Genomic DNA, 10,766 nt, shown 5'->3' with positions numbered 1-10,766 from the left:
ATAGACATAGACATAGACATAGACATAGACATAGACATAGACATAGACAGATTGTACATCTGGAACTTTCAAATGTACATGAAATAGGTTCGTTGAAAGCAGAGTCAGGCAGATCGCGATTCCCACCGAAGCAATCCTCTACACGAATCCTCAACGGGACTTGGGCGACTTCTCAACGAACACCACCATCCGTGGTTTCAATAGACCTGGTGTACACCCGAAACGAGGGCGTCGCCACTCGCTTCGACGCCGGCCGTCCACCCGCCGGGTGCCCCGCGGATGTCTTTCAAACCCCGCTCCACGAATGAATCGGCGTGGGAGTGGAGCCAATTTTCCGAGTCGGTGTCGCTCTCCCACGTGTGCTCGAGTACCGGGAGCGGAACCCACGACGGGACATTGTTGTGTCTCTGAAAGCGGATGGCTCAGCGTGACAGCGCGCGTTCCCTGCCTGGGCGGTGCCGCTATGTGAGGGGCGGTAAGGCGTCGTCGCGCTGGGCGCGGCGCGCCGCTCGTTCGACCGCGTTGACCAGGTCTGCCAGTCCTGGGTCCTCGATCGGGAAGTGGCCGCACTCGCGCAACATGACCATTTCTGCCGGCGCGGCGATCCGACTGAGCCATCGCGTGCTGACTTCAACGGGCGTCCAGGCGTCCTTCGCCGGATGGGCCAGAGTTACTGGGATCTGCATCTCCTCTGGTGGAACGTGGCGGTAAGTCATGAGCGACGCGAGGAATCCAAGCGGCACTTTCGCCCCTCCCCCACGTGGGTCCACGGTGCACAGGTGTGACAGACCGGGGTCACGGCTCATTTTCGACAGCGCGGCCACCCAAGACATCGGGATACACCGTCCCGCAAGCCTGTTTGGAAGGAATCGTGCCAGCAGCCCACCGAGCATGCCGAGCGGGCCAAATCGGGTCATGACGGCGGGAGCCTGCGGGTCCCGCGGGTCGAGCAGACAGGTCGCCACCACTGCAACGGGACGGCCGGTTCGGGCAGCGACCTCATAGGCGAGCATTCCACCGATGCTCGCGCCCAACAGCAACAGAGGACGGCCGTCGTCTTCAGAGAGGACGAACTCACAGAGCAACGCGACCCAATCCTGGTACCGCACAGCGGCAGGGTCCGGTGAGATCGTCTCGCCATACAGCGGCAGGTCGACGGCGGCTAGCTCGACCTGATTGGGCGGCAGGAGCGAAGCGATCGGCCAGAGAGCTGCACTATGGCCGCCGGCTCCGTGGACGAGCAGCACTCGTACTGGCGCATTTCGATTCTCGCGACGGAGCACGTGGACTTCGTGCCCTCGCCAGTTCCACCACATGCTCGTCGGCTCGTGATCGACTCTGTTTTTCCAGGAAGCGGGCAGGAATTGCGCGTAGTCAGCCACACTCGGGTAGGTCACGTTGACACACTATGGGTCGGCACCCGACCCAGCACAATTGATCTCTCTGTCAGCTCGGCCGGCTCACTAAAGCAACTACTGGAGCGAAGGATAGCTTCGAGCTTGTCGACCGCCACGGGTCGGCTTGCATTCCTTTATGCAGTGCGTCTTCGTGATTGCTCCTTGGAACCCTCAACGCGATGCCCTCGACACCCGGTCACGTCATAATGGCCACATGACCCTGCCGAACCGAGGAGAAGCCAAGTTTGCGACTTCGCTGAACTTCGCTGGGGCACTGGCGTGTGTTCTAGCTCTGATCTCAGCAAGCCTAATCTTTGCGACCGGTATGGGTGGTGGCTCGCTGGCGTGGAGCGTAAGCCTCCTCGCCGCAGTTCTCTTCGCGGCTGTGACCGTGTTCGTTCTGGTCGCTTCCATGCGCCCGGAACCACGCGTGATGCGGAATGGGACCTTCCTTGTGCAACTCACGTTTGTAGGAGCGGCGGCGGCAGCGCTCTTCGCCCTCGTGACGAGCATCGCGGCCGAAGTGATGCGATCTTCCGACACGGCCGGGATGAGCTGGTTCTGGAGTGCCGTGTTCACATTCGCCGCGCTAGTGGTTACGGGTGTGCCGCTCTGGATCGGACTCTTGGGGTTGCTATTGAAAACAGCCTTCTTTCGCACGTAGCAGGCGACACTCAGAGAACTTGACGAAGACGGATCCGTTATCGACGCGGATTTATGCCTGTCGACGGCATCAGGAGAGCAACCCTCAACGGGAAACTCCGAGCGCAACGATGGTGAGCGTCCGTGGAGGATTTCGAACGGTCGTGTTACGACCGAGCGCAGAAGCTATGTTGAGCCCATGACTAATCGGATAGGCGCCCTGGTGGCTCTGGGCTTTGCATCCCTGCTTCTTGCTGGATGCGCCGGTCAGCGACCGCCCACTTGGGTCGAGGACGTCTGCAACATCCACGCGTCATGGATCTCGTCTGATCGACCGCAGGCCGACGAGGAACGACTGACGAGCTCGTTACAAGATTCGATTCCGGAGGACGGCGACGGCGCGGTCGCGGACTCCGCACGAGCTTTCGTTACCGCCGCACAGGAAGACGACCGCTCAGAGGTCGAGTCCGCTCACGAACGGCTCGTCGCAGCTTGCAAGGACAGCGGATGGGAGCCCGCGGAAGGCTAACCCCTGCCCCTCATTGGGAACGTGATCTGGCAAGGCAGTGGGCAAAATGCTGCTCGATATACAGCAGGTGGTGTCGACTACATGCTGGCTTATGCGAAGGACGAGGAGCGACTTCGAGAGCTTGATATCCGGTGGCGCGAGCCGAAGCCTGGGATTGAGAAATCATTTGCAGCGGCGGGAGAAGCTTGGGAAAGCGCGAACGTCGACCCCGTGGCCGCCACCCGCATCTACCGGCGCGCGCTTCGCGCGATGCGCGATGAGCTTGAGCCAGCAGTGTTTCGCTACGACCATATTGACGAAGCAGACAATATGGGCAGTCCGAAACCCCGTCCTAACCTCATATTTTGATGTCACCCACCCCGTTAGCGGAAAGATCCGGGCTGCTGCGGAGATTTCGGACAGCGGAGTTGGTGGTTTTCTCTACGCTGCCAGGGCTGGCTGTTGGTAACTGTAGTGGACGTCGTTGGGGTAGCGGTAATCGAGTGCGGAGTGCCGGCGGCGAATCTGGCGGTTGAGCCGCTCATTGGGGTTGTTCGACCAGATCTGGCGCCACAGTCCCTTCGGGAAAGTGGTGAAGGCCAGGATGTCGGCCCTGGCCTCGTCCAGGTGGGCGTGCACGGCTGGCGGCTGGGGCTCGACCATCTGCAGGAGCTTGTCGAACTGCGCCTGTACCGAGGCGGTGTCGGGCTGGTCGTAGACCGAGTGCAGCATCGCCTTCACCGCCGGCCAACTGCACTTGGGGGTGGTCGCCATGAGGTTGGCCGCGTAGTGGGTGCGGCACCGCTGGCAGGACGCTCCGGGCAGGGTCGCCCCGATAACCTCCACCAGTCCGGCGTGGGCATCAGAGGTCACCAGGCGCACCCTGGCCAGCCCGCAGGCCACCAGATCGCGGAAGAAGCCCAGCCACCCGGCCCCGGACGCGGCCGTGGCCACCCGCACGCCGAGGATCTCGCGGTGGCCGTCGGCGTTGACGTCGGTGGCGACCATGACCACGACCTTCACCACCCGCCCGCCCTCGCGCACCTTCATAGTGAGCGCACCGGCGGCCACGAACGCGTAGGGGCCGGCATCCAGTGGACGGGTGCGGAAGGACTCCAGGTGCTCGTCGAGGTCGGTGGCCATGGTCGAGACCTTGCGACCTCGACATCTCAGTGATACCCAGCGACTGCACCAGTTTGTCCATCCGGCGGGTTGAGACCCCGAGCAGGTAGCAGGTGGCCATCACCGAGGTCAGCGCGGACTCGGCCCGGCGGCGGCGCTCGAGGAGCCACTCGGGAAGTAGGTGCCGGTGCGCAGCTTTGGGGATCGCCACGTCGAGGGTGCCGGCGCGGGTGTCGAATTCGCGGTGGCGGTAGCCGTTGCGCTGGTTCACCCGCTCCGGAGGCGAGGCGCCGTAGGCGGCCCCGCACACCGTGTCGGCCTCGGCGGAGAACAGGGTATTCACGAAGGTCGCGAGCATCTCGCGCAGCAGGTCCGGGGAGGCCTGGGCGAGGTGCTCGTGCAGGAACTGGGCAGGATCAATACTGGAAGGAGCGGTCATCGTGATGGTCCTCTTCGAGAGTGCTGTGGAAGGTTCACTCGAAGGATCACGCGGTGGCCGCCCTCGTCTATGACGACGCGCTCACCGGCCTACCCGTACACCACCATGCAGGACGCAACTCCGCACTGCACAGGCGAAGGTTTCTGATGAGTCAACTCGGACAGTTGTGGGTCTCGAGAACCTGCGTTAACCTGGCGTTATGTCGCCGTCAAAGCAGTTTCGCGCCGCTCATGTGCTGGTGTGGACAGCAGGAGTCGTCGGAATCCTGCACGCCGCTGCGAGTCTGTACTGGGCGGTCGGGGGCCAATGGCTGGCGGCGACGGCGGGCCAGTGGGCGCTGGATCTGTCCGTAGAGGCACCGGTGGCCACGAAGGTGGGGCTCGGGTTTATCGCGCTCCTGAAGTTCCTGGCGGCGATCATCCCGGTCGCAGTGGCCTACGGCCGGGTGCCGGGGGCAAGATTCTGGCGCTCCATCAGCTGGGTCGGCGGGATACTGCTGATCGCTTACGGCGGACTCAACACGATCCTTGGCGCCGTGGTGCTCGCCGGTTTGATCACTCCGGACGGCGGCTACGATCGCGCGGCTCTGATGGGCCACGCCCTGCTGTGGAATCCGCTGTTCTTCATCTGGGGCGCGGCCCTAATCCTTTCCCTCTGGTTCTCACGTCACGACCGGCGTCGCAGCCGAGTTTGACGCACAGGGCTCCGCGGCGGCCCAGCTGGGGCATTTGACTGCCCCGACAGGCGGCCGTGGTCCACCGGGGAGCGAACCTGCCGGGCCGTGACCCCTTGTCAGCCCCTCGGATAGGTCAGTCGGTGACCGTGAGCTGATCTAGGGCCTCCTGCGCTGCGGCGCGCAGGGTCTCGGACATCGGGGCGGCGCCTGCGGCGTCAGTTGCTGTCTGCCGCCCGTCCTCGCTGATCACGTACTCCCGAACGCCTTAGCCAGGCCGTCCGTGGCCTGGGAGTCATACTGCGGGCAGTACAGGTGGTAGGAGACCAGGACGATCGGATAAGACTCCGCCTCGGTGGTGTCCGGGCCAGACCCATGGCCATGTCGTACTCCGCCCGGCCCGCGCCCGACTCACCAGCCGGGTGTTTTGTTGGGACATGTGTCGCGCTAATGGTCCCCGTCGACCCGCTCCCGGGTGCATTGTTGAGACCGTCAGCGCCGGGACGATGCCTCGAGAGTATTGACGAAGGTGCGGGCCGTGCTCGGCTTCTCTCAGCGTTGTCGCTCCAGCGCCCGGTCACAGCCGACCACATCATGGACACCCCGCGGGACGGAGGGGAGAGCTGGCAGGGGCCGCTGGGCTCAGGTGTTGTCGCGGGCGTCGAGTTCACCCAGGACGCCGTGGAGCCGGTCGGTGGTGCAAGGGTGCGGTGCAGTGAGGTACTCACGGTCGAGCTGGCGGCAGGTCCGGGAGTGCAGCACCTGCAGCTCGGCCAGGCTCAGGCCACCCAGCTCATCGGGGAACGCCTCCCTCCGGTCCCAGGCAGGAGCGCACCCTGCAGTACGGGCCAGGGGGTCGGGCTGGATCGCTCCGATCCGAGGTGAGGGTGGTGGATGCGCGCATGATCGTGTCCTTGTGCCGGAAGAGGCTGCTCTTGCTGGGCGCGGAACTTGCGCCGAGACCGCCGGGAACCTCACCGCGTGTTCCTGCGTGGCCCCGGCCCACAGGGTGAACGAGAACCGGCCCTGTACCCGGACGGGCTCGACGTTGCCTCAGTAGTCGACTGGTTCGCGGATTATTGGAGAGGTCATGCAATGCCCTCCGCCGCGTCCACGCCCGAGTTCAGCACCGACGATCGGAATGACTTCTACTCCAGCTTTACGAAGCAGGTCGTTGGTCTGCGTATTGCGATCGTACGTGTAAACCACGCCGGGTTTTAGTGCTACGGCGTTGTTTCCACTGTCCCATTGCTGGCGCTCGGAGGCGTACACGTCGCCTCCCGTCTCGATAACGTGCAGCTTTGCCAGGCCGAGACTCTTCGCCACTACGTCCACGAATGGCGTCGATCCTTCGTCGGTGATGTCCATGCCGAGGGTTGAGTCTGCGGGCCGCAGAGAGAACGTATGGACCCCGTCCATGATGTTCGGGAACAGCGTGACAATATCTCTGTCGGCGAATGTCAATACGGTATCGAGGTGCATGGCAGCGCGAAGCTTGGGCATGCCCGCGACGATGACCTGCTCGGCGGCGCCGCGTTCGAAGAGGGCAGCAGCCACCTGGGTGATCGCCTGCCGCGATGTTCGCTGGCTCATTCCCATGAGGACGACACCGTTACCGACGGGCATGATATCCCCGCCCTCAAAGGTTGCTTGGCCCCAATCTTGCTCGGGGTCACCCCACCAGACGGTCGAGCCAACGAAATCGGGGTGGAACTCGTAGATCGCCTTCATCAGGAGCGTCTCGTCGTGTCGGGCTGGCCAGTACAGCGGGTTGAGTGTGACACCGCCGTAAAGCCAGCACGTGGTGTCACGCGTGTACAGCGTGTTCGGAAGCGGCGGCATCAGGTATTCGCGGGCGCCGGTCGACTCCCGCGCGAGCGCGACATATCCGGTTCGGTAGTCGTCGGGCAGATCGGATGTCGCGAGACCGCCGATGAGGAACTCCGCGAGTTGTGCGGGCGCGAGCGTCTCAAGGAACGCCCGGGTGCCTTCGACGAGCCCGAGTCCGACCTCGTCGGCGATGATTTTGCGGTCGAGGAGCCAGTCTCTCGCCGCGGCAATCGCCACCGTCTCTGCGAGGAGGTGGTGAAGTTCAACGACGTCGACATCGTGGGAGCGGAGGTTCGAGACAAAGTCGGCGTGGTCCCGTTGCGCGTTCTCCACCCACATCACGTCGTCGAAGAGAAGTGAGTCGGCGTTGGTGGGTGTAAGCCTGCGATGGGCGAGTCCGGGTTCGCACACCAATACCTTGCGGAGCGCGCCGACTTCGGAGTGCACGCCGTACGTTGCGGAGATGGAGGTCATGAGAGTTCCTTTCCTAGATACTGACGAATCCGGTGATGAGACCAATGATGCCGACGATTGCGCCGACCGCCACCAGAATGAACACGATCCATCCGGGCGTCGTGAACAGGCGTCCGCGTTGCTCGCGGCGGGCGAAACCGTAGAGCAGGGTGGCCGGGGCGAGGAGAACGCACGAGAGGAGCAGTAGTTGCAACCCAGCTGCCCAGATCAGGAACAACGTGTAGACGACTGCGATCGCGGCGACGACGAGATCCCGTATGCGAGTGCGGTCTGGCAGGCCCGCGTAGCCATCGCGGGTGAGGGCAATCTTCAGTGCATATCCGGCGGCGAGGGCGAACGGCATGAGCGCGAGCGATGCGGTGAGGTCGAGCATGAAGTCGAGCGCACCATCGGCGAACAGAACGATGACGAGAAGCGCCTGGATGAGGAGGGTCGAGAGCAGGAGGGCATTTCCGGGAACATCCTTTGGCGTGCTCTTCGCCAGGAATTTCGGCATGTCCTTGTCTTTTGCGGCGGCGAAAAGCACTTCGGCGGCCATGAGACTCCATGCGAGGAAAGCGCCGAGCACGGACACGATGAGTCCTGCACTGATGAACCAGGCGCCCCACGGGCCGACAGCCGATTCGAGCACGCTACCGACCGAAGGCTGGCGAAGCTCTCCGAGCTGTTCCTTCGGCAGGATGCCGTACGAGATGATCGAGATGGTCGCGAACAGCGCCAGCACAGACAGGAAGCCCAGCACCGTTGCGCGCCCGACATCCGCCCGTTTCTTGGCGAACCTCGAATACACACTCGCGCCTTCGATTCCGAGGAACACGAACACCGTCACGAGCATCGTGCCGCGGACCTGTTCGAAGAGGTTCTCGCCCCCTGAGTCGTATCCGCCGGTGATGTTGGCGAGGAATACGTCCGGCTTGAAGGCAAAGATGACGACGACCACGAAGAGCAGGAGTGGAATAACTTTTGCCGCCGTGACTATCGCGTTGATGCCAGCGGCCTCCTTCACACCACGCATGATCAGAAGGTAGAACCCCCACACGAATACGGAGGAGACCAGCACTGCCCAGATGGTGTCACCGTCTCCGAAAGCGGGGACCAAGGGCTTCAAGGTCGAGGTGATCAGAACCCAGTAGAACGTGTTGCCGGCGCAGGCACTTGCCCAGAAACCGAAGGCTGAGAGGAAACCGGGATAGACGCCGAACCCTGTCCTGGCGTACACGTAGACCCCGTTGTCGAGATGAGGCTTTCGAACGGCAAGAGCCTGGAACACGAACGCGAGCATCAGCATCCCGGCGCCGGCGACGACCCAGGCGATGACCGCTCCAAGGACCCCAGTTTCGCTGGCTAACCGTTGAGGGAGGGTGAATACGCCGGCGCCGACCATGGAGCCGACGACCATCGCGGTCAGAGCCGGCAGGCTGAGTTTGCTCGAAGACTTCTGCTCGGTTGTCGTCATCACGATTCTTCCTTCGTCGGTGTGTCAGTGGCCGGTTCGGCCGGGATCTTGCCTTAGAATCTGGAACCGTCCCGGGTAATTGTCTGGATGCCGCTACATCATCTATTCGAGCTCATCGTACTCGTGGTGTGCGAGATACTCTTCGAGGCGCCGGGTGTCAGCGGCCGTCCACCCTGTCGGTGGGACGACCGTCGACCATCCCTGAACGTAGTCGGTACCGTAGTTGTGTCCGAAACCATCTGGTGGGCTGAGCTGGTCAATCTGATCGCTGACTGCGAGAATTGCTGTCACGATCGGGAACCATGTCGCTTCGGCTGGCACGCCATAACCGCGCGGAGCGTCCAACCACTCCGGTGGTTTCCAGATCGCATCGATGCCCCAGTACGGCACGGGGTCAGAGGGATGCTGCAGATAGACGATCCGGGGTTCCAGCCACGGGGAGTCAATTGCATGCTGGTGCGGGTCGCCGCTTACGAAACGTACCGATCGTCCTTGATCAAAGACCGGCGCCCACACAGGCGAGCCTGGCTCGCGTTCACGAGTGAGCTGGGTGAGCAGCGGGTTGACATACGTCGCACCGACAATCAGCGCCCCGTCGGTCCGCGCCACAAGATTGCCAACCGACGAACGCCCATCCGAGGCAGCGAACGGCGCTTCCACGCCCTCTGTACCCAAGCTCTTGCCGAACAGCAAGAGCTTGGGCCTCTGATCCTCGGGCAACTCTGACCACCGCTGCTCCACCGCGTTGAACAGGGCGGTTCCAGCTTTGGCTGCCTCACCGGGTTTCATGAACACGGTGAACAAACTGGGCAGGACCGAGTATTGGATGCCGACAATGGCGCTGTTTCCGCCGTACAGCTGCTCGAGAGCGTCCGCCGACTCACTGATCATCCACCCGGTGCCAGTGGGGATCCACACTGCAATGACAGCGCGGTCGAAGCCACCTGCCCGTTCGAGTTCACGAACCGCGAGGCTGGCCCGTGCCTCCAGCGTGTCGGCGGATTTGATCCCCGCATACACCCGCACCGGGCTCACCAGCGGCGCATCCCCATTGAAGGCCGCAAGTTCAGCAGGCGTCGTGGTCTCCGAAACGAACGTGCGCCCCTGACGCCCCAGGCTGCTCCACGGGACCAACGAGTCAGGGCTGCCCGATACCTCCGGCGACCTCGGCTGCGCTATACCTGCTTCGGAGGAGTCGTTCTCGGCACCGTAGTGCCACGTAGCCAACCTGGTCAGCCCCTCAAACGCCAGCATTCCGCACACCAGGACGACTAAGGCCATCCCGGCTAACGCCACCGCGGGGGCGGCCGGGTGGCCTCGTCCGACGCGGCGACTGTACCGGACCAGCGCGCCCAACGCACGGCGCAACAGTCGACCAACAAGCAGCAGCAGAATCACCGCTAATGCGGCGCCCCCGATCATCAGTGCCGGTGCAGCCAAATCAAGGCGCGGCATGCCCATGACATCGCGCTGCACGTTCTGCCACTGCGTCCAGGCAAGGGCACCCCCGGCGACAGCTACCAGCCAAACGGCTCCCAGGCCGGCCCAAAGCCACAGGCGCCATCGTCGCCTCGGGTGCCAACCCCAGCGGCGCGACGATGCTCGGAACCCCCAGCCGATCAACGCTCCGATCGCATAGCCCACGATCACGCATACGGCGCTAAGTCCCGCCTGCATCGGCCATGGTCGGGGGATCAGAGTCGGCATCAGCGAGTACCACCAAAACACCACCGCCACGAGTGATCCGCCAAGCGAGAGCGGGCGTGCCAGACGCCTTAGGCGGCCGGCGAACCCCTTCGATAGGACTCGCTCCTTGTGTGGGATGTGGTGCGGCTCCGTGCTCACAGATGCCTCTCCTAGTTCCGTTGAGGGCGGCGGTCGACGCGTTTGGCACGCAGCGACAACTAACTCCGCAACGGTCATCGGACAGTCCTCGACGATACAACCATATCCAGTGCACGCCGCTCTCAGCTTGGGAAACTTTTGTACCCACGCGCTGCTTGACCTGGGACCCCGCGGAGCGATCGAATCTCGCCGACTATTTGATCCGGCACGCACCAACCAGCCGAAACGACGAAGCGACGAAGCGACGAAGCGACGAAGCGATCAAAATCTGCTGCCCTGAACTCGAGCGGCGGTCGACGTCGCGAAGCGGTCCAATACCGATCGGTCGCGAATGGTCGGGAAGACCATGGCGAATTCTAGGTAGTCACGCAACACCGGTG

9 protein-coding genes and 1 pseudogene are annotated in these 10,766 nt (G+C 63.2%); 5 read left to right on the top strand and 5 right to left on the bottom strand.

Annotated elements, in window-relative coordinates:
• Nucleotides 1–461 precede the first annotated feature (461 nt).
• Nucleotides 462–1,397, bottom strand: coding sequence for an alpha/beta hydrolase (locus D9V29_RS14090; RefSeq protein WP_229790592.1), 936 nt, complete (start codon nucleotides 1,395–1,397; stop codon nucleotides 462–464).
• A gap of 214 nt (nucleotides 1,398–1,611) precedes the next feature.
• Between D9V29_RS14090 and D9V29_RS14085 the strand changes: the two genes are divergently transcribed.
• From D9V29_RS14085 to D9V29_RS14075, 3 genes are all read left to right on the top strand, one after another.
• Nucleotides 1,612–2,061 carry a hypothetical protein gene (locus tag D9V29_RS14085; RefSeq protein ID WP_121673965.1) on the top strand — a complete coding sequence of 150 codons (450 nt, stop codon included), beginning with the start codon at nucleotides 1,612–1,614 and terminating at the stop codon, nucleotides 2,059–2,061.
• A gap of 177 nt (nucleotides 2,062–2,238) precedes the next feature.
• On the top strand, nucleotides 2,239–2,568 hold the full coding sequence (locus D9V29_RS14080; protein ID WP_147436304.1) for a hypothetical protein: 330 nt from the start codon (nucleotides 2,239–2,241) through the stop codon (nucleotides 2,566–2,568).
• Nucleotides 2,569–2,589: 21 nt separating this feature from the next.
• Nucleotides 2,590–2,916 (top strand): hypothetical protein, encoded by a 327-nt coding sequence (locus D9V29_RS14075; RefSeq protein ID WP_147436303.1) that lies wholly within the window; start codon nucleotides 2,590–2,592, stop codon nucleotides 2,914–2,916.
• Nucleotides 2,917–3,030: 114 nt separating this feature from the next.
• On the opposite strand, the pseudogene D9V29_RS14070 reads toward D9V29_RS14075, so the two are convergent.
• Nucleotides 3,031–4,108: pseudogene (locus D9V29_RS14070) on the bottom strand (IS256 family transposase); the annotation flags it as partial.
• A 199-nt stretch (nucleotides 4,109–4,307) separates the two neighbouring features.
• On the opposite strand from D9V29_RS14070, the gene D9V29_RS14065 reads away from it, so the two are divergent.
• Both D9V29_RS14065 and D9V29_RS14055 read left to right on the top strand, forming a co-directional pair.
• On the top strand, nucleotides 4,308–4,802 hold the full coding sequence (locus D9V29_RS14065) for a DUF3995 domain-containing protein (RefSeq protein WP_121673962.1): 495 nt from the start codon (nucleotides 4,308–4,310) through the stop codon (nucleotides 4,800–4,802).
• 537 nt (nucleotides 4,803–5,339) lie between these two features.
• On the top strand, nucleotides 5,340–5,666 hold the full coding sequence (locus D9V29_RS14055) for a hypothetical protein (protein ID WP_121673961.1): 327 nt from the start codon (nucleotides 5,340–5,342) through the stop codon (nucleotides 5,664–5,666).
• A gap of 168 nt (nucleotides 5,667–5,834) precedes the next feature.
• Here the strand turns inward: D9V29_RS14055 and D9V29_RS14050 are convergent, their stop codons facing one another.
• The 3 genes from D9V29_RS14050 to D9V29_RS14040 form a co-directional block, all read right to left on the bottom strand.
• Complete coding sequence (locus D9V29_RS14050) at nucleotides 5,835–7,085, bottom strand: arginine deiminase (RefSeq protein WP_121673960.1); 1,251 nt, start codon at nucleotides 7,083–7,085, stop codon at nucleotides 5,835–5,837.
• A 13-nt stretch (nucleotides 7,086–7,098) separates the two neighbouring features.
• The gene (locus tag D9V29_RS14045; protein WP_121673959.1) at nucleotides 7,099–8,541 is read right to left on the bottom strand and encodes a basic amino acid/polyamine antiporter; all 1,443 of its coding nucleotides are present in this window, start codon (nucleotides 8,539–8,541) and stop codon (nucleotides 7,099–7,101) included.
• A 102-nt stretch (nucleotides 8,542–8,643) separates the two neighbouring features.
• Complete coding sequence (locus D9V29_RS14040; RefSeq protein WP_121673967.1) at nucleotides 8,644–10,248, bottom strand: alpha/beta-hydrolase family protein; 1,605 nt, start codon at nucleotides 10,246–10,248, stop codon at nucleotides 8,644–8,646.
• Between the last annotated feature and the right edge of the window lie 518 nt (nucleotides 10,249–10,766).

This window comes from Mycetocola manganoxydans (genome assembly GCF_003667545.1).
GTDB classification, from domain to species: Bacteria; Actinomycetota; Actinomycetes; order Actinomycetales; family Microbacteriaceae; genus Mycetocola_A; species Mycetocola_A manganoxydans.
This window is presented reverse-complemented; position numbering and strand designations above follow the sequence as displayed.